The sequence below is a fragment of the Streptomyces sp. NPDC032126 genome, from assembly GCF_055580085.1.
In genome coordinates, this window is sequence record NZ_JBVIMA010000004.1 from 468,001 (window position 1) to 485,658 (window position 17,658).

General features: G+C 72.4%; 17 protein-coding genes. 14 read left to right on the forward strand and 3 right to left on the reverse strand.

Annotated features, from left to right (window positions below):
* The first annotated feature begins 92 nt into the window (after positions 1-92).
* Positions 93-2,384 carry a putative bifunctional diguanylate cyclase/phosphodiesterase gene (locus ACZ5NW_RS18525; protein WP_468744897.1) on the forward strand — a complete coding sequence of 764 codons (2,292 nt, stop codon included), beginning with the start codon at positions 93-95 and terminating at the stop codon, positions 2,382-2,384.
* A gap of 3 nt (positions 2,385-2,387) precedes the next feature.
* On the opposite strand, the gene ACZ5NW_RS18530 is transcribed toward ACZ5NW_RS18525, so the two are convergent.
* Entirely contained in the window at positions 2,388-2,972 is a 585-nt protein-coding gene (locus tag ACZ5NW_RS18530; protein ID WP_468744898.1) for a TetR/AcrR family transcriptional regulator, read from the reverse strand.
* Between the two features lie 89 nt (positions 2,973-3,061).
* On the opposite strand from ACZ5NW_RS18530, the gene ACZ5NW_RS18535 reads away from it, so the two are divergent.
* The 6 genes from ACZ5NW_RS18535 to gatB all read left to right on the forward strand — a co-directional run bounded on the left by ACZ5NW_RS18535 (position 3,062) and on the right by gatB (position 7,606).
* Entirely contained in the window at positions 3,062-3,433 is a 372-nt protein-coding gene (locus ACZ5NW_RS18535) for a DUF4267 domain-containing protein (protein WP_468744899.1), read from the forward strand.
* 21 nt (positions 3,434-3,454) lie between these two features.
* Positions 3,455-3,946, forward strand: coding sequence for a cupin domain-containing protein (locus ACZ5NW_RS18540; RefSeq protein WP_468744900.1), 492 nt, complete (start codon positions 3,455-3,457; stop codon positions 3,944-3,946).
* A gap of 98 nt (positions 3,947-4,044) precedes the next feature.
* Complete coding sequence (gatC, locus tag ACZ5NW_RS18545) at positions 4,045-4,341, forward strand: Asp-tRNA(Asn)/Glu-tRNA(Gln) amidotransferase subunit GatC (protein ID WP_018531282.1); 297 nt, start codon at positions 4,045-4,047, stop codon at positions 4,339-4,341.
* 2 nt (positions 4,342-4,343) lie between these two features.
* The gene (gatA, locus tag ACZ5NW_RS18550; protein WP_468744901.1) at positions 4,344-5,837 is read left to right on the forward strand and encodes an Asp-tRNA(Asn)/Glu-tRNA(Gln) amidotransferase subunit GatA; all 1,494 of its coding nucleotides are present in this window, start codon (positions 4,344-4,346) and stop codon (positions 5,835-5,837) included.
* Positions 5,834-6,076 carry a hypothetical protein gene (locus ACZ5NW_RS18555; RefSeq protein ID WP_468744902.1) on the forward strand — a complete coding sequence of 81 codons (243 nt, stop codon included), beginning with the start codon at positions 5,834-5,836 and terminating at the stop codon, positions 6,074-6,076. The genes gatA and ACZ5NW_RS18555 overlap by 4 nt, the downstream gene beginning before the upstream one ends.
* A 15-nt stretch (positions 6,077-6,091) precedes the next feature.
* A complete protein-coding gene (gatB, locus tag ACZ5NW_RS18560; RefSeq protein ID WP_468744903.1) occupies positions 6,092-7,606 on the forward strand; it encodes an Asp-tRNA(Asn)/Glu-tRNA(Gln) amidotransferase subunit GatB in 1,515 nt (504 codons plus the stop codon).
* Between the two features lie 71 nt (positions 7,607-7,677).
* Here the strand turns inward: gatB and ACZ5NW_RS18565 are convergent, their stop codons facing one another.
* Positions 7,678-8,481: an SAM-dependent methyltransferase gene (locus tag ACZ5NW_RS18565; protein ID WP_468744904.1), complete on the reverse strand. Its 804-nt coding sequence runs from the start codon at positions 8,479-8,481 to the stop codon at positions 7,678-7,680.
* A 190-nt stretch (positions 8,482-8,671) separates the two neighbouring features.
* Between ACZ5NW_RS18565 and ACZ5NW_RS18570 the strand changes: the two genes are divergently transcribed.
* The 7 genes from ACZ5NW_RS18570 to ACZ5NW_RS18600 all read left to right on the forward strand — a co-directional run bounded on the left by ACZ5NW_RS18570 (position 8,672) and on the right by ACZ5NW_RS18600 (position 16,399).
* Complete coding sequence (locus ACZ5NW_RS18570; protein WP_468744905.1) at positions 8,672-9,013, forward strand: hypothetical protein; 342 nt, start codon at positions 8,672-8,674, stop codon at positions 9,011-9,013.
* A gap of 200 nt (positions 9,014-9,213) precedes the next feature.
* Positions 9,214-11,451, forward strand: coding sequence for an MMPL family transporter (locus ACZ5NW_RS18575; protein WP_468744906.1), 2,238 nt, complete (start codon positions 9,214-9,216; stop codon positions 11,449-11,451).
* Positions 11,429-12,004, forward strand: a complete 576-nt coding sequence (locus ACZ5NW_RS18580) for a GNAT family N-acetyltransferase (protein WP_468744907.1) — start codon at positions 11,429-11,431, stop codon at positions 12,002-12,004. Before ACZ5NW_RS18575 ends, ACZ5NW_RS18580 begins: the two co-directional genes overlap by 23 nt.
* A gap of 35 nt (positions 12,005-12,039) precedes the next feature.
* Positions 12,040-12,654 (forward strand): hypothetical protein, encoded by a 615-nt coding sequence (locus tag ACZ5NW_RS18585; protein WP_468744908.1) that lies wholly within the window; start codon positions 12,040-12,042, stop codon positions 12,652-12,654.
* Between the two features lie 205 nt (positions 12,655-12,859).
* On the forward strand, positions 12,860-13,048 hold the full coding sequence (locus tag ACZ5NW_RS18590) for a hypothetical protein (RefSeq protein ID WP_468744909.1): 189 nt from the start codon (positions 12,860-12,862) through the stop codon (positions 13,046-13,048).
* A 62-nt stretch (positions 13,049-13,110) separates the two neighbouring features.
* Positions 13,111-16,149 (forward strand): helix-turn-helix transcriptional regulator, encoded by a 3,039-nt coding sequence (locus ACZ5NW_RS18595; protein WP_468745104.1) that lies wholly within the window; start codon positions 13,111-13,113, stop codon positions 16,147-16,149.
* A 40-nt stretch (positions 16,150-16,189) separates the two neighbouring features.
* Entirely contained in the window at positions 16,190-16,399 is a 210-nt protein-coding gene (locus ACZ5NW_RS18600; protein WP_468744910.1) for a DUF6191 domain-containing protein, read from the forward strand.
* A gap of 15 nt (positions 16,400-16,414) precedes the next feature.
* Here the strand turns inward: ACZ5NW_RS18600 and ACZ5NW_RS18605 are convergent, their stop codons facing one another.
* Positions 16,415-17,557 carry a PQQ-dependent sugar dehydrogenase gene (locus ACZ5NW_RS18605; RefSeq protein ID WP_468744911.1) on the reverse strand — a complete coding sequence of 381 codons (1,143 nt, stop codon included), beginning with the start codon at positions 17,555-17,557 and terminating at the stop codon, positions 16,415-16,417.
* Positions 17,558-17,658: the final 101 nt, after the last annotated feature.

A 17,658-nucleotide genomic window follows, 5' to 3' on the forward strand; every position in this document is an offset into this window, starting at 1 on the left:
GCGGGGGGAAGGGTTTTCCAACGCGGCGCCGTCGATGCCTGTCGGGCGTCTGCCGCGTGGCGTGGGCACCGCCGGCTGTGAGAGGGACGGGAATGGAACCGACCGAGAGCGCCGCCCCGGACTCCCGGCTGCCCCGGCGCCGGGTCACCGGGCCCCGGTGGGCGGGCCGGTGGTCGGCCTGGCCGCCCCGCAGAGCCGGCACGGACGCGGGGGAGCGCACCCCGCGCACGCCGCTCACCTCACGCGCCTCTCGCCCCCCGCGCGCCGCCGACGCGACGCACTCCGCCCTGGACCCGCGTCCCACCCCCCTGCCCGTGGTGCCCGTCGCGGCACTCCCCGGCGGCGAGCCCGAACGGCACCTGTCCTGGCCCCCGTTGCCCACCGCGGCCGTGGCCGCCGCCGGCTTCGCCCTCGGAGCCGGCTTCTACCGCGCCTTCTCCGGCCACCACGCCCTCTTCCCGTCCGGCACCGTCGGCTGGTCGCTGGCCGTGCTGACCGGGATCATCGTCGGCCACCTCGTCATGCTCGGCCGCGCCCGCTGGTGGGGCGGCACCGGCTCCGGCGCCGCCCTCACCCTCGCCGCGCTGCTGCTGTACGGCTGGGTGCCCGCCGGGATGGTCAGCCTCACCGTCGTCGTGCTGGTCGGCATAGCCCGGCGCCACCGCTGGCGGCAGGGCGCCCTGCACGGTGCGGCGGACATCATCGGCATCGGCGCGGGCGCGCTCGTGCTGGCCGCCTTCGGACGGGTGCCGTCCGTCGAGACCCCCTGGGACCCGCACACCTGGACGCTCTACACCGCCCCCCAGGTGATGCTGGTGGCGGTCGCCTATCTCGCCGTCACCCGGGTCCTGCTCTGGTACCTGCACGCCCCCCGCACCGGCGGACTGCCCACCGTCGCCCGCACCGCCCTGCTCAGACAGGGCCTGGTCGCCGTCGCGCTGCTCGGCATCGCCCCGCTCGTCTGTGTGGTCGCCGTCGCCAAGCCGATCCTGCTGCCGCTGTTCTCCATCCCGCTCATCGCCCTCGACTCCACCCTGTGGATAGCCAGGGCCCGCGCCGAGGAGCAGCTGCGCGATCCGCTGACCGGGCTGCCCAACCGCCAGTGGCTCCTGGAGCGGATCTGGACCGCGCTGGACGACGCCGAGCGGATCGGCGTCCGGGCCGCGCTCATGCTGATCGACCTCGACCGGTTCCGTTCGGTCAATGACACGCTCGGTCATCTCGCCGGTGACCGGCTGCTGCTCCAGATAGCCGACCGGCTGCGGCTCGCCCTGCCGCGCGGCGCGGAGGTCGCCCGGCTCGGCGGTGACGAGTTCGCCGTCTTACTGCCCGTCGCCGACTCCACGACCTCGGCGACCCGGATCGCCCGCGGACTGGTGTCGGCCCTCGGCTCCCCGCTCGACCTCGACGGGCTGACCCTCGTGCTGGAGGCCAGCGCCGGGGTCGCCGTCTTCCCCGACCACGCGCTGGACGCGGAGGGGCTGCTGCGGCGCGCGGACGTGGCGATGTACCAGGCGAAGCGGGACCGTACGGGCGTAGAGGTGTACGAGTCCAAGCGGGACTCCAACACGCCGGACCGGCTCGGACTGCTGGGGGATCTGCGGCGGGCGCTGGACGCCCAGGAGGTGCAGCTGCACTACCAGCCGAAGGTGCGCTTCGACGGGCAGGTGGCCGGGCTGGAGGCGCTGGTGCGGTGGGTGCATCCCGAGCGGGGGAAGGTGCCGCCGGACGAGTTCATAGCGATCGCCGAGTCGTCCGGGCTGATGCCGCATCTGACGGAGTACGTGCTGGAGACCGCCCTCGGGCAGGTCGCGCGGTGGCGGGCGCAGGGGCTGTTCGTGCCGGTCGCTGTGAACGTGTCGCCGCGGGACGTGCACACCCCCGGTTTCGCGGGGTCGGTGGCGGCGCGGCTCGCCCGGCACGGGGTCCCGGCGGGCGCGTTGCAACTGGAGATAACGGAGCATGTGCTGCTGGAGGACCCGCAGCGCGCCGCGGACACGCTGAACGGGCTGACCGGGCACGGCGTGAAGATGTCCCTGGACGACTTCGGGACCGGGTACTCCTCGCTGGTCCATCTGCGGCGGCTGCCGGTGAGCGAGCTGAAGATCGACCGCTCCTTCGTGGCCCGGCTGGCGGTGGACGCGCAGGACGCGGAGATCGTGCGGTGCACGGTCGATCTCGCCCACTCCCTCGGGCTGCTGGTCGTCGCGGAGGGGGTCGAGGACGACGAGACGTGGGAGCGGCTGCGGGACCTGGGCTGCGACGCGGTGCAGGGGTGGCTGGTCGCCGCGGCGATGCCGGCCGACGAGACGACGGCGTGGCTGCGGGCCCGGGGCTCGCGCGGCTGGCAGCGCCCCCGCGCCGCGCTGCCCGCCGCCGAATAGCCCTCAGCTCACCCCCGCCGCGAAATGCCCGATCAGCAGTTCCAGGCGCCGCTCGTGTGCCGGCTGCGGCAGGCGGCCGCTTCTCATCAGGGTGACCAGGCCGTGCAGGGCCGCCCAGTACGTCTCCGTCAGCAGACCGGGGTCGTCACCCGGTGCCGCGATCGGCTCCGCCACCGCCAGCAGCTCGCCGAAGGCCTCCTGCAGAGGCGCCGGTGCCTCGGGCGTCGCGAACGGCAGGTCCACCAGGTGCGTGAACATGGCGTCGTAGAGGGCCGGCCGGTCCCGCCCGAAGGCGCAGTACGCCTCGCCCACCGCAGTCAGTGCCGCCCGGGGGCCCGTCGCCTTCGTACGGGCCGCCCGTAGCACCACCGCCAGCTCCGCGCAGCCCTCCACCGCGACCGCCGCCATGATCGCGTCCTTGCCCTTGAAGTGGCTGTAGAGGACCGGCTGGCTGTACTCGATCTCCGCCGCCAGACGGCGGGTCGTGACCGCGTCCCAGCCCTCGGTCTCCGCCAGCTCCCGCGCGGCCGTCACGATCAGCCGCTCCCGCTCCGCACGTTCGCGCTCCCGGCGCGTCTGGATGGTCATGACCTGGATTCTAGCAGCGCTAGCCAATCTGTCGTCGCTCTGCTAGCTTCGCTCTTGTCCCTAGCGCTGCTAGCAAATGGAGATGCGGCATGACCGTCACCGCGTACACGCTCGCCGTCGTGCTCGATCTGTTCATCCTGTTCATCGGGGCCCGTTTCCTGCTCCAGCCCCGCCCCTCCGCCGCCGGCTACGGCGTGCCCGCCGACCCGGGCGGCGACGCCGGCGCCTATCTCACGATCAAGGGCCTGCGCGACGGCACCTTCGGCCTCGTGGGCCTCGCCCTGCTCGCCTTCGTGGGGGCGCGCGCCGAGGCCTGGTACATGGTCTGCGTGGCGGTCATCCCGCTCGTCGACACGCTGATCGTGCTGCGCCACGGCGGCACGAAGGCCGTCGCCTTCGGGATCCACTTCGCCACCGCGATCGTTGTCCTGATCAGTGCCGGACTGCTGTTCGCCGTCTGACCCGCCCGAGGGAGCCAGCCCATGTCACTGTTCGTACCGCAGTTCGACGAGTCCGTGATCGTCCGGGACGCCGACGCCGAAGTGGTCGGCGGCGACCCGGTCGCCGTGAAGCTGCTCGCCGACAGCAGCGCCTCCGGCGGCGCGCTGTCCACCGTGCGGGTCACTCTCGGCGAGGGCGCCGACGGCGCCCGCCCGCATCTGCACCGCAACTCCGCCGAGATGTTCTTCTTCCTCGACGGCGAGGCCGAGGTGCTCTCCGGCGAGGACGTCGTCACAGCCGAGCGCGGCGACCTGGTCATCGTGCCGCCGGGCCGGCCGCACGCCTTCGCGGCCCGGCCCGGCAGCACCGCCGATCTCCTCATCGTCATCACGCCCGGCGTCGAGCGCTTCGAGTACTTCCGCCACCTCCAGCGCATCCGCCTCGGCGAGGCCACCCCGGAGAGCCTCCTGGAGGTGCAGGAGCTGTACGACAACCACTTCCTGCGGAGCCCCGCATGGGAGGGGCGCCACTGAGCCGCCGGTCCCGTGGGGCGAAACCGTTTAACGGCTACGAGCCCCCGCCCCCTAGGATTGGCCCCAAACCACACACACTCACCCCAGAGGAACGCTGCATGCCTGGCATCACGCGCGAGGAGGTCGCCCACCTCGCCCGGCTGGCGCGTCTGGAGCTGAAGCCCGAAGAGCTCGACCACTTCGCAGGCCAGCTCGACGACATCATCGGCGCGGTCGCCCGCGTCAGCGAGGTCGCCGACCAAGACGTACCGCCGACCTCGCACCCGCTCCCGCTGACCAACGTCATGCGGGCGGACGAGGTCCGTCCCTCGCTCACCCCCGAGCAGGCGCTCTCCGGCGCCCCGGCCCAGGAGCAGCAGCGTTTCAAGGTGCCGCAGATCCTGGGGGAGGACTGACCATGACGGACATCATCAAGCTCACCGCCGCCGAGATCGCCGGGAAGATCGCCTCCGGCGAGCTCACGGCCGTCGAGGTCACCGAGGCACACCTGGCCCGTATCGAGGCCGTCGACGAGAAGGTGCACGCCTTCCTGCACGTCGACCGCGAGGGCGCGCTCGCCCAGGCCCGCGCCGTCGACGAGAAGCGCGCCCGTGGCGAGAAGCTCGGCCCGCTGGCCGGCGTCCCGCTCGCGCTGAAGGACATCTTCACCACCGAGGGCATCCCGACGACCGTCGGTTCGAAGATCCTCGAAGGCTGGATCCCGCCGTACGACGCGACGCTCACCAAGCGGCTGAAGGCCGCCGACGTGGTCATCCTCGGCAAGACCAACATGGACGAGTTCGCCATGGGGTCCTCCACCGAGAACAGCGCGTTCGGCCCGACCGGCAACCCCTGGGACCTCACCAAGATCCCCGGCGGCTCCGGCGGCGGTTCCTCCGCGGCCCTCGCCGCCTTCGAGGCCCCGCTCGCCATCGGCACCGACACCGGCGGCTCCATCCGCCAGCCGGCCGCCGTCACTGGCACGGTCGGCGTCAAGCCGACGTACGGCGCCGTGTCCCGCTACGGCATGGTGGCGTTCTCGTCCTCCCTCGACCAGGGCGGCCCCTGTGCCCGTACGGTCCTGGACGCGGCCCTCCTGCACGAGGTCATCGCCGGGCACGACCCGCTGGACTCGACGTCGATCGACGCGCCCGTCCCGCCGGTCGTCGAGGCCGCCCGCAACGGCTCCGTCGCCGGCATGCGCGTCGGCGTCGTCAAGCAGTTCCGCGGCGAGGGCTACCAGGCCGGTGTCATCCAGCGCTTCGACGAGTCCGTCGAGCTGCTCAAGGGCCTGGGCGCCGAGATCGTCGAGCTGGACTGCCCGTCCTTCGACCTCGCGCTGTCGGCGTACTACCTCATCGCGCCGAGCGAGTGTTCGAGCAACCTCGCCCGCTTCGACGGCCTGCGCTACGGCCTGCGGACCGGCGACGACGGCACGCACTCCGCCGAGGAGGTCACCTCCCTCACCCGTGAGGCCGGCTTCGGCCCCGAGGTGAAGCGCCGCATCATGCTCGGCACGTACGCCCTGTCGAGCGGCTACTACGACGCCTACTACGGCAGCGCCCAGAAGGTCCGCACCCTCATCACGCGCGACTTCGAGAAGGCGTTCGAGCAGGTGGATGTCATCGTCTCGCCGACGACGCCGACCACCGCCTTCGCGATCGGTGAGCGCGCCGACGACCCGATGGCGATGTACCTGGCCGACCTGTGCACCATCCCGACGAACCTCGCGGGCAACGCGGCGATGTCGCTGCCGTGCGGTCTGGCGCCCGAGGACAACCTCCCGGTCGGCCTCCAGATCATCGCCCCGGCGCTGAAGGACGACCGTCTTTACAAGGTCGGCGCCGCCGTCGAGGCCGCCTTCGTGGAAAAGTGGGGGCACCCGCTCCTGGAGGAGGCTCCGTCGCTGTGAGTAGCGCACTGTCGAAGGCCAAGGGCTTCAAGAAGTCCAAGTCCGGTACGTACCTGTCCATGGCCACCACCGCCTTCGGCGCGTTCGGTGTCGCCAAGCAGATCAAGAAGGCCCGGGCCGAGCAGGACACGCTGCGGCTGGTCGACGCCACCGTCTCCGCGGTCGCGATCGTCACCGGCCTCGCCATCCTGTACCGCGAGCTGAAGCGGCTGGGCGACGACGACGTCCTGCTGGGCTGAGAGGGAAGTTTCACCGTGACCACCACGACCGACCTGGTGTCGTACGAGGACGCGCTGGCGTCGTACGACCCCGTCATGGGCCTTGAGGTCCATGTCGAACTCGGCACCAAGACCAAGATGTTCTGCGGCTGTTCCACGGCCCTCGGCCAGGACGCCAACACGCAGACCTGCCCCGTCTGCCTCGGCCTGCCCGGCGCGCTCCCGGTCGTCAACGCGACCGGCGTCGAGTCGGCGATCAAGATCGGTCTCGCGCTGAACTGCGAGATCGCCGAGTGGTGCCGCTTCGCCCGGAAGAACTACTTCTATCCGGACATGCCGAAGAACTTCCAGACCTCCCAGTACGACGAGCCGATCGCCTTCAACGGCTACCTCGACGTACAGCTGGAGGACGGCGAGACCTTCCGCGTGGAGATCGAGCGCGCCCACATGGAGGAGGACACCGGCAAGTCGACGCACGTCGGCGGCGCCACCGGCCGTATCCACGGCGCGTCCCACTCCCTGCTGGACTACAACCGCGCCGGCATCCCGCTCATCGAGATCGTCACCAAGCCGATCGAGGGCGCCGGCGAGCGTGCTCCCGAGGTCGCCAAGGCGTACGTCCGTGAGCTGCGCGAGGTCATCCGGGCGCTCGGCGTCTCCGAGGCCCGCATGGAGATGGGCCAGATGCGCTGCGACGTGAACCTGTCGCTGCGCCCGCACGGCACCGAGAAGTTCGGCACCCGTTCGGAGACGAAGAACGTCAACTCGCTGCGCTCCGTGGAGCGCGCGGCGCGCTTCGAGATCCAGCGCCACGCGGCCGTGCTGTCGTCCGGCGGCACCATCGTCCAGGAGACCCGCCACTTCCACGAGGACACCGGGTCCACGACCTCGGGCCGCGTGAAGGAGGAGGCCGAGGACTACCGGTACTTCCCGGAGCCCGACCTCGTCCCGGTCGCCCCGTCCCGTGAGTGGGTCGAGGAGATCCGGGCGGCGCTCCCCGAGCTGCCGCTGGCCCGCCGTACCCGGCTGCTCGCCGAGTGGGGCATCTCCGCCACCGACATGCAGGCGATCCTCAACGCCGGCGCGCTGGACCCGATCGTCGCCACGATCGACGCCGGTGCCGACGCGGCCTCCGCCCGCAAGTGGTGGATGGGCGAACTGGCGCGCAGCGCCAACGAGTCGGGGGTCTCCCTCGACGAACTCGCCATCACCCCGGCGCAGGTGGCCCGGGTCACCGAGCTCGTCGCGAAGGGCGACCTGAACGACAAGCTGGCCCGCCAGGTCATCGAGGGCGTCCTCGCGGGCGAGGGCACCCCGGACGAGGTCGTCGAGAAGCGCGGCCTGAAGGTCGTCTCCGACGAGGGTGCCCTCGGCACCGCCGTCGACGAGGCCATCGCCGGCAACCCGGGCATCGCCGACAAGATCCGCTCCGGCAAGGTCGCCGCCGCCGGCGCCCTGGTCGGCGCGGTCATGAAGGCGACCCGCGGTCAGGCCGACGCGGCCCGCGTCAAGGAGCTGATCCTGGAGAAGCTGGGCGTCAGCGAGGGCTGACCCTCGTAAGACGCGTAGGGCCCCGGAGGCTGCTGCCTCCGGGGCCTTCTGCTTGCTACTTCTCCTGCTTGCTACTTACGGCGCCCCACGAGTCGTACGAACCCGAACGTCCGACCCTCGTCGGCGCGCACCATGTCGCGCACCCAGCGGGCCATCGTGCGGTGGAACTCCTGAGGGCTCTCCTCGGCGACCACGTCGACCCACAACAGCCAGTCTTTCCAGCCGTCGTCCAGCCAGTCGGCCGTCTCGACCTCGACGGCTCCGCTGCGGGTCCAGTGGCGGCGCCACCAGTCGGCGGTGTGGAAGCACCAGAAGTCCGGCTCCCACCACTGCGCGAGGTGCTCCGGCGGCTCCACGCCGTCGATCTCCTCGCGCAGGGCCGGGACGACGATCCCGATCCGCCCGCCCGGCTTCAACAGCCGGGTCAGGGTGGGCAGATACAGGTCGTTCGTGCCGAAGTACTGGTACGCGTCGATGCTCACGATCGCGTCGAAACTGCCCTCGGCGAACGGCAGGTCGTGCGCCTCGGTGTGCACGGGCAGCACCCGGTCGGCGAAACCGGCCTCGGCGATGCGCTTCGCGTTCTCGTCCGGCTTGACCCACAGGTCGGCCGCGGTGACCTGGGCGTGGTACTCCCTGGCCAGGAACACCGACGTCATCGCCCGGCCGCAGCCGAGGTCGAGGACGCGGGCGCAGGGGCGCAGGGTGTCCAGGCCGAGCGCGGGCGCGAGCCACTCCAGCAGCCACAGCGCGTTCGGGCCCATCTGGTTCTCGATGACCCAGCGGACGTCGTAGCCGTTGCTGCGCGGGTAGGCGGGGTGGGTCAGGCGCTGGGTGAGGTCCTCAGTCGAGGTCCTCGGGGTCGTCTCTGGCATCGGTGAACGGGCTCCTTGAGTCCGGGGAAACGGAAGGGGATACGTCGGAGCTCGGTCGGACGCTCAAACAATGCACCTGCTCGGGTCGGCGGCACCGGGCCGCGATGGGCGGACGACCCGCCGACGCTAGCAAGGCGCCGGGCCGCCCCGCATCCGAAAATGAGAGCGGGACGCGCTACGCTCCCCCGCCATGAGTGGACGAGTGGATTCCGAGATATCCGACCCGCGCGCGGACCTCGCCGACGACCCCGACGACCCCGGGGAAGAGGAAGACGAGGACCCGGTGAGCGAGGCACGCCGGGCCCGCTGGACGGCGCTCGGCACCGGCGGTCTGCTGACCCTGGCCGGGCTCTCCGCCGCGCTGCTGCGGCTGACCGGCTCCGCCCCGGCCGTCGTCCCGGCCGCCTACGCCCTCGGCGCCGCCGTCTGCGCGCTCGCCGCGGTTCTCGGCCACCGGGGCCGTACCCGGCGCGCCCTGTGGCTGCTCATCGCGGGTGTGATGGTGATGGCCGTGGGAGACCAGCTCGACTGACGGGCCGGGTGCGACACGCGGGGCGTTATTGTCCTGTGATCTGCCTCCCACTCCTGTGAAAAGGCCCACGAACGGGGCAAAGGATCACTTTCACCTGGAAGAGTGGTCCCGCATTGCTCATGCGTTCTTTGCGGGCTGTTCAGGTCGTCTCCGACTGTTCCCGGTCAAAGATCCACACATCGTCCCCCGGGAGCACGTTCGTGGCAGCCCTCGCACGCTGGTGTGTCCAGCGCCGCCTCGTCGCCGTCCTGTTGTGGCTGCTCGCCTTCGGCGGGGTCACGGCGGCCGCGGCGGTCACGGGGGCCGCCTACTCCAACGACTACGACGTCCCCGGCACCGAGTCCGGCCGAGCCACCCAGCTGCTCCAGGAGGGCTTCCCCGGCCTCGGCGGCGACAGCGACACCGTCGTGTGGCACACCGCGTCCGGCACCGTCCGCGCCGCCGACGTCGAACAGACGATGTCCCGCACGCTGGAGAAGATCGCCGACCTGCCCGGCGTGGCCGAGGTCGCCGGGCCCTACGACGGACAGGCCGGCGCCGGCCGGATCAGCGCCGACGGCCATACGGCGTACGCCACCGTCACCTTCGACGACCGCGTCGAGAACATCGGCGTGGCCGAGGCCAGGGCCGTCGTCGACACCGCCAAGGCCGCCGAGGGCGACGGGCTCCAGGTCGAGCTCGGCGGCAGCGCCATCGCCCTCACCAAGGACTCCGGCGGACACCTCGCAGAGGTCGTCGGCGTGGTCGTGGCCGCGGTCGTGCTCTTCCTCGCCTTCGGCTCGCTCGCCGCCTCGCTGCTGCCCATCGCCACCGCCTTGATCGGCGTCGGCACCGCGTACGCCGGGATCGTGCTGCTCGGGCACGCCATGACCGTCGCCGACTTCGCGCCGATGCTCGGCATGCTCATCGGGCTCGGCGTCGGCATCGACTACGCCCTGTTCATCGTCACCCGGCACCGGCGCGGGCTGAAGCGCGGGCTGTCCGCGGAGGAAGCCGCCACCAACGCCGTCGCCACCACCGGACGCGCCGTCGTGTTCGCGGGTGCGACCGTGTGCATCGCGCTGCTCGGGATGCTGATCCTGCGGCTGAACTTCCTCAACGGCGTCGCGATAGCGGCTTCCCTGACCGTCGTCCTCACCGTCGCCGCCTCGGTGACCCTGCTGCCCGCCCTGCTGTCCTTCATCGGGCCGCGCGCCCTCAGCCGCCGCGAGCGGCGCCGGCTCGCCGAACACGGTCCGCAGCCCGAGGTGCCCACCGGGCTCGCCGCCCGCTGGTCCGCGTTCGTGGAACGCCACCCCAAGGCCCTCGGGGCCCTCGCCGTCGTCGTCATCGCCGCCCTCGCGCTGCCCACCTTCGGGCTGCGGCTGGGCACCTCCGACCAGGGCAACGACCCGCGGACCGCCACCACCCGCCAGGCGTACGACCTCCTCGCCGACGGCTTCGGCGCCGGCGTCAACGGCCCGCTGACGCTCGTGACGCGCGTAGACGGCGCCGAGGACCGCCTCGCCCTCGACAACCTCGACGCCACCCTGCGCACCACCGAGGGCGTCGCCTCGGTGACCCCGGTGACCTACGACTCCGGCGGCACCACGGCGTACCTGGGCGTCGTTCCCGACTCCGCCCCGCAGTCGCGCGCGACCAGCGACCTCGTCGACCGGCTGCGCACGGACGTCCTGCCGCGCGCCGAGTCGGGCACCTCGCTCGACGTGCAGGTCGGCGGCGTCACCGCCGGCTACGACGACTTCGCCGACGTCATCGTCGGCAAGCTGCCGCTGTTCGTCGGCGTCGTCATCGGCCTCGGCTGTCTGCTGCTCCTGCTCGCCTTCCGGTCCGTCGGCATCCCGCTCAAGGCCGCCGTCATGAACATAGCGGCCGTCGCCGCCGCGTTCGGGGTGGTCGTCGCGATCTTCCAGTGGGGCTGGGGGAGCGAGCTGCTCGGCCTCGGCCGCGCGGGCCCGATCGAACCCTTCCTGCCCGTGATCATGGTGTCCGTCCTGTTCGGACTCTCCATGGACTACCAGGTCTTCCTGGTCAGCCGGATGTACGAGGAGTGGCTGGAGACCGGCGACAACCGGCGGGCCGTCCGCGTCGGCCTCGCCGAGACCAGCCGGGTCATCAACTCCGCCGCGGTCATCATGATCTCGGTCTTCCTCGCCTTCGTCCTCAGCGGCGACCGCGTGATCGCCATGTTCGGCATCGCGCTCGCCTCCGCCGTCGCCCTCGACGCCTTCGTGCTCCGCACCCTCCTGGTGCCGGCCCTGATGCATCTGCTCGGCGGCGCCAACTGGTGGCTGCCCGCCTGGCTGGACCGCCGACTGCCCCGCATCAGCATCGAGCCGCCCGAGTGCCGTGCCGCCGCCCATGAGAGGCTCACGGACGCTGTGGAGGAGATGGACAAGGAACGGGGGCAACGGGATGTACGCGATATCCCTGGGTGACGACGGCGCCGAACTGCGGCCGCTGGAGGTGTGGCACGCCGAGGAGTTCCTGGCCCACCTGGAGCGCGGCCGGGAGTTCATCGGGCAGTTCATCCCGTTCGGCTCCAAGGCCGTCGATGTGCCCTCCGCGCGGGCCACGCTCCAGCGGTACGCCGATCTGCGCGCCGCCGACACGGCCTCGTACCACGGCATCTGGCTGGACGGAACGCTCGTGGGCGGCGTCCTCACGCTGAACTTCGACGCGGAGACCGGCAACGCCGAGGTCGGCTGCTGGCTGGAACCCGCCGCCACCGGGCGCGGGCTCATCACGCGCGCGATGCGGGTGCTCATCGACTGGGCGGTCGAGGAGCGCGGTATCCACCGCGTCGAATGGGTCGCCGCCTCGGGCAACGTACCCAGCCTGAACGTGGCCCGGCGCCTGGGCATGACCCGCGACGGCGTACGGCGCCAGGCACATCCCTACGGGGGGACGCGGCACGACCTGGAGGTCTGGTCGATCCTCGCCCCGGAGTGGCGTGCGGCACGCGCGCGTGCCGCGCACAACGATCATTAAGGGACTTCTCAGAGAGCGTCCGTACGGTGCGGGGCATGGGAACCAGGACTGTTGACGGGGCCGTCGAGGCCGAGAACACCACCGGGGCCGCCGAGGCCACCGCATCCACCGAGGCCACCGAGGCCGCTGAGATCAAGGAAGCCGCTGAGACGAAGGAGGCCGCTGAGACGAAGGAGGCCGCTGAGACCTCGGAGGCCCCCGAGGCTTCCGCCGCCGAGACGGACGGCGGCGACGCGGAGGGCACCCCGGCGGGACCCTCCGGCGTCGGCCAGGGCGCGGGCGCGATCGTCTCCGTCGCCCTCGGCGTCGTGTCCCTCACCGGCAACTGGATGGGCACCGTCGCCGCCGCCCGCGAGACCCTCGTGGGCCAGCTGGAGACCTCCTCCACGGCGAGCGTCGCCCGGCAGATCAAGGAGGTCTACGGCGACGCCTGGCACACCACCGCGCTGTGGGCCGGACTGTTCGCGCTGGCCGCCCTGGTCACCGCCGTCGTCGTGCTGATCCGGCCCGCCTTCGGCGCCCCCGGCAGGGCCCAGGCGCCCTGGATCAAGTCGGCGGCCTGGGCGGGTGTCTCGCTCGCCGTGATCGGACTGCTCCTGGCCGTCCTCAAGTACAGCGACGCCATGCTCGGACTGCCGTCCGCCGGCTGAGCCCGACCCATCCGCCCGTGAGGGGCCTCAGACGCGGTGTGCCGCCTTACGCACCGCGCCTAAGGCCCCTCACGCGCGTCTAAGGCCCGCCGGGGCGGCCGAAGATGCGGAACTCTCCCGATGTGGCGCACCCCCCTGGGAGACGAAGGTTGAGGCATCGCGGAAAGCGAAGCAGAAACCTTCGGAACCTCCTCAAGGGGACACCATGTACGAGTACGAGATGCAGCAGTACCGCTCCGCCGACCTCATCCGCCGGGCCGACCAGGAACGGCTCGCCCGCGAGGTTCAGCGCGAGCAGCGCGCCGAGGACCGGCGGGCAGCCCGGCACGAGACCGCCGAGCACGAGTCCGATACCCGCCGCCCGCGCCGGCATCGGTTCGCCCGGGTCGCGTGAGCGCCCCGGGCGTCCCGGCCCAGCCCGCGATAAGCAGTGGGGCGTTGTCAGACCCCTGTGCGATGCTCGGGGCCGTGGAGACCAGGTCCGTCAGTCCCGTGTTCGTCGGCCGCACCGATGAACTGGACACGCTGCACGACGCGCTCGCCCGCGCTCACGCGGGCGAGCCGCAGGCGTTGCTGGTCGGCGGCGAGGCCGGCGTCGGCAAGACCCGGCTCGTCGAGGAGTTCGCCGACGCCGCCGCGCGGGAGGGCGCGGTCGTCGCGATCGGCGGATGCGTCGAGATCGGCGCCGACGGGCTGCCGTTCGCCCCGTTCTCCACCGCGCTGCGCGCCCTGCGCGCCGCCCTGCCGGACGAACTGGCCGCCGCCGCGGACGGCCAGGAGGAGGAACTCGCCCGGCTGCTCCCGGAGTTCGGCGACACCGGCACCGGCCGGCACGACGAGGAGGGCATGGCCCGCCTCTTCGAACTCACCGCCCGCCTCCTGGAGCGCGTCGCCGCCGACCGCACGGTCGTCCTCGCCCTGGAGGACCTGCACTGGGCCGACGCCTCCACCCGCCACCTGCTCGCCTATCTCTTCCGCACCCTGCGCACCGGCCGCCTGGTCGTCCTGGCCACCTACCGCTCCGACGACATCCACCGCCGCCACCCCCTGCGCCCCCTCCTCGCCGAACTGGACCGGCTGCGCACGGTCCGCCGCGTCGAACTGGCCCGCTTCAACCGCGACGAGGTCGGCCGCCAGATCGCCGGCATCCTCGCCGCCGAACCCGACCCCGCCCAGGTCGACGACATCTTCGAACGCTCCGACGGCAACGCCTTCTTCGTCGAGGAACTCGCCGTCGCCGCCCACGAGGGCTGCTGCACCGGACTGACCGACTCCCTGCGCGATCTGCTGCTGGTGCGCGTCGAGGCGCTGCCCGAGAGCGCCCAGCGGATCGCCCGGCTCGTCGCCGAGGGCGGCTCCACCGTCGAGCACGCGCTGCTCGCCGCCGTCGCCCGGCTCACCGAGGACGACCTCATCGAGGCGCTGCGGGCCGCCGTCAACGCCAACATCCTCACCGCCGCCCCCTCCGGCGACGGCTACCGCTTCCGGCACTCCCTGGTCCGCGAGGCCGTGAGCGACGACCTGCTGCCCGGCGAGCGCTCCCGCCTCAACCGGCGCTACGCCGAAGCCCTGGAGGCCGACCCCGGGCTGGTCCCCGCCGACGCGCGCGTGACCCGCCTCGCCACCTACTGGTACCACGCCCACGACCCGGCCAAGGCCCTGCCCGCCGTCCTCGAAGCCTCCGTCCAGGCCCGCACCCGGCACGCCTACAGCGAACAACTGCGGCTCCTGGAGCGGGCGATGGAGCTGTGGGACGCCGCCCCGCGCGACGTCCGCGCCCGGCTGCGCCCCGCCGACTACACCGGGGTCTATCCTCCGTGCGGCTGCGACCCGGCCACCGCACCGCTGCGCTATCTCGACCTGATGGCCGAGGCGGCCGTCGCGGGCCGCTTCTGCGGTGAGCGGGAACGGGCGCTGAAGATCACCAAGCGGGCCCTGCGGCTGCTGGAGGACGAGGAGGACCCGCTGCGGGCCGCCTGGTTCTGGGTGCAGCGCTCCCGGCTCAGCCAGCATCTGGCCCGCGGCGACGGCTGGGCGGAGCTGGCCACCGCCCAGGAGCTGGTGCGCGGACTGCCGCCCTCCGGGGTGCACGCCGAGGTGCTGGCCATGGTCGCCGGCTGGTCCATGCTGCACCAACCGGGCCCGGAGGCCGTGCTCGCCGCCGAGCGGGCCGTGGAGTACGCGCGCATGGTCGGCGCCGACGCCATCGAGCTCAACGCCCGCCTCACCCTCGGCGGCCTGCGGGTCGACGCGGGCGACACCGAGGCCGGGCTCGCCGAGATGTACGAGGTCAAGGACCGTGCGGCACAGCTCGGCATGGACCACGAACTCGGCCGCAGCCTGGTGAACCTGCCGTCCTCGCTGGAGGCCGTCGGCCGCTCCGAGGAGGCCGTCGGCATCCTCCAGGAGGGCGTCCGGATCACCCGCAGACTCGGCCTGGTGGACGCCGAGGCCTGGGTGTGGGGCAATCTCGCCGAGTCGCTGCACTCCCTGGGCCGCTGGACCGAGGCCGCCGAGGCGGCGGCCAACGCCCAGCGCGTGGAGCAGAGTTCCAAGCCCCGCGCGGGCGGTTCGGTGCGCCTCGCCCATCTGGCCTTCGTCCGGGGCGAGACGGCCCGGGCCGCCCGCCATCTCGCCAACGCCCGCGCCTACTTCGGCACCCACGACCCCATGCCGCAGTACTCCCTGCCGATGAGCTGGGTCGCCGTGAACATCGCGGCGGCCGAAGGCCGGCTGGAGGACGCGCGCGCCGAGCTGGAGTGGGTCCTGGACACCGGCTTCCCGCCCGGCACCCAGCGCTACGGCTGGCCGCTGCTACTGGCCGGCGCCACCGCCGAGGCCGAGGCCCACGGCGACCCGGCCGCCGAGGCGGGACGCGCGCGGATCCTCGACCGGATCCGCGCGACGGCGAAGACCCTGGCCACCGGCGTTCCCGTCTGGGAGGCGTACGACCAGTGGCTGCGGGCCGAACTCCTGCGCGCCCAAGGCGTGTTCGCCCCGGACGAGTGGTGCGCGGCGGTCACCGCCGTGGAACGGGTGGGACGGCCCCACGACGTCGCCCGCGTCCGCTACCGCCTGGCCGAGGCGCTGCTGAACCACGCCCCGGGCGAGGACGAACGGGCCCGCGCCACGGAACTGCTGAGGCTGTCCGCCGCCGTGGCCGACCACCTCGGCGCCCGCCCGCTGGCCGACGCCGTCACCGACCTCGCGCAGCGCGCCCGGCTCGCCCTGACCCACACCCCGCGCCCCGCGCTCGCCCCCGCCGACTCCCTCGGCCTGACCAACCGGGAGCGGGACGTGCTCCGGCTGGTCTCGGCCGGCCGCACCAACCGTCAGATAGCCGAGGAGCTGTTCATCTCCCCGAAGACGGCCAGTGTCCACGTGTCGAACATCCTGTCCAAGCTGGGCGTCGGCGGCCGCGGCGAGGCGGCGGCGGTGGCCCACCGGCTGGGACTGTTCCCCGCGGGGGACGGGGAGCGGGTGGGCGCGCGATGATGGAGGACGGCGACACACCCGGCACGGGAAGGGACGCTCCATGTTCAACGCCCTGGAAGAACTGTTCACACCCGGTCGCAAACACACCCGAGACGAACAGAAACGGCTGGAGCTGACCCGGGTGGACGTGGGGGACCAGGACCCCGGCCGGGGCCCGATAGACCTCGCGTCCGGCAAGGTGGTCGTACGACGGCCTGCTCCCGAGCCCGGCGACGGGGACGGGGACGGGGACGGGGACGACAAGGGCTAGCCGCGAGGGCCCGCCCTAGCTCACCTCCACCTCCAGGATCCGGTCGTCGCCCTTCTTCGGGGTGCCCCGGCCGTCCGTGTTGCTCGTCGTCAGCCACAGCTTGCCGCCGCCCGCCGGGACCACCGTGCGCAGCCGGCCGTACTCGCCCTTCAGGAAGGACTGCGGGGCCGCCGACGTCTGCGTGCCCTTCAGGGGGATGCGCCACAGACGGTTGCCCTTCAGGCCCGCCATCCAGATCGAGCCCTCGGCGTACGCGATGCCGCTGGGGGACGCCTCGTCGGTCGCCCACTGGGCGATCGGGTCGTGGTACTTCGCGTCGCCCGACTTGCCCTCCGCCTCCGGCCAGCCGTAGTTGCCGCCCGGCTCGATCGCGTTCAGCTCGTCCCAGGTGTCCTGCCCGAACTCCGAGGCGAACAGCCGCTGTTTGGCGTCCCAGGCCAGCCCCTGCACATTGCGGTGGCCGTACGAGTACACGGGGGAGTCGGGGAAGGGGTTGCCGGGCGCCGGCTCGCCCTCGGGGGTGATGCGCAGGATCTTGCCACCCAGGGACTCCTTGTCCTGGGCCAGCCCCCGGTCGCCGGTCTCGCCCGTGCCCACGTACAGCATCCCGTCGGGCCCGAAGGCGATCCGCCCGCCGTTGTGGATCACGCCCTTGGGGATGCCCTTGAACACCGTGTCCGGCGCGCCCAGCTGCTCACCGGCCGGCCGCCGCTCATCGTAGATCATGCGGACGACCCGGTTGTCCGAGGCGGACGTGAAGTACGCGTAGATCATGTGGTCCGAGGCGTAGTCGGCGGACAGGGCGATGCCCAGCAGGCCGCCCTCGCCGTCCGGCTCGACCCCGGACACCTCGCCCAGCTCGGTCTTCTTGCCGGTCTTCGCGTCGATGCGGGTGATCGTCCCCTCGTCGCGGGAGGAGACCAGCAGATCGCCGTCGCCGATCTGGGCGAGGCCCCAGGGGGTCTTCAGGCCCTCGGCGACCGTGCGCACCACCTTCACCGTGCCCTTCGCGGGCGGGGTGGACTCGGCCGGCGCCGAGGGCGTGGCCGACGCGGACGTACCGCCCGATGACGGGGTGCCCGCGGCGGACGGACCGCCGTCGCCGGAGGAGCAGCCGGCCGCCAGCAGCAGCGCGCTCGCGGCCAACACGGCCGTCACGGCTCGACGTTGCACGATCAACCAGCTCCCTCGATGCGGCGGGACCCCCTGCGACGGGCCCCCCTTGTCATACACCGGCCACGCCCCCCGGAGTTCCCGAT

Excerpts from the sequence above, each read along its gene's own strand:
- ACZ5NW_RS18570 (WP_468744905.1), top strand. The coding sequence starts at position 8,672 with ATGAGTGGACGAGTGGATTCCGAGATATCCGACCCGCGCGCGGACCTC.
- ACZ5NW_RS18525 (WP_468744897.1), top strand. The coding sequence starts at position 93 with ATGGAACCGACCGAGAGCGCCGCCCCGGACTCCCGGCTGCCCCGGCGC.
- ACZ5NW_RS18535 (WP_468744899.1), top strand. The coding sequence starts at position 3,062 with ATGACCGTCACCGCGTACACGCTCGCCGTCGTGCTCGATCTGTTCATC.
- gatC (WP_018531282.1), top strand. The coding sequence starts at position 4,045 with ATGCCTGGCATCACGCGCGAGGAGGTCGCCCACCTCGCCCGGCTGGCG.
- ACZ5NW_RS18595 (WP_468745104.1), top strand. The coding sequence starts at position 13,111 with ATGCTCGGGGCCGTGGAGACCAGGTCCGTCAGTCCCGTGTTCGTCGGC.
- ACZ5NW_RS18530 (WP_468744898.1), bottom strand. The coding sequence starts at position 2,972 with ATGACCATCCAGACGCGCCGGGAGCGCGAACGTGCGGAGCGGGAGCGG.
- ACZ5NW_RS18590 (WP_468744909.1), top strand. The coding sequence starts at position 12,860 with ATGTACGAGTACGAGATGCAGCAGTACCGCTCCGCCGACCTCATCCGC.
- ACZ5NW_RS18585 (WP_468744908.1), top strand. The coding sequence starts at position 12,040 with ATGGGAACCAGGACTGTTGACGGGGCCGTCGAGGCCGAGAACACCACC.
- gatA (WP_468744901.1), top strand. The coding sequence starts at position 4,344 with ATGACGGACATCATCAAGCTCACCGCCGCCGAGATCGCCGGGAAGATC.
- ACZ5NW_RS18540 (WP_468744900.1), top strand. The coding sequence starts at position 3,455 with ATGTCACTGTTCGTACCGCAGTTCGACGAGTCCGTGATCGTCCGGGAC.
- ACZ5NW_RS18565 (WP_468744904.1), bottom strand. The coding sequence starts at position 8,481 with ATGCCAGAGACGACCCCGAGGACCTCGACTGAGGACCTCACCCAGCGC.
- ACZ5NW_RS18600 (WP_468744910.1), top strand. The coding sequence starts at position 16,190 with ATGTTCAACGCCCTGGAAGAACTGTTCACACCCGGTCGCAAACACACC.
- ACZ5NW_RS18580 (WP_468744907.1), top strand. The coding sequence starts at position 11,429 with ATGTACGCGATATCCCTGGGTGACGACGGCGCCGAACTGCGGCCGCTG.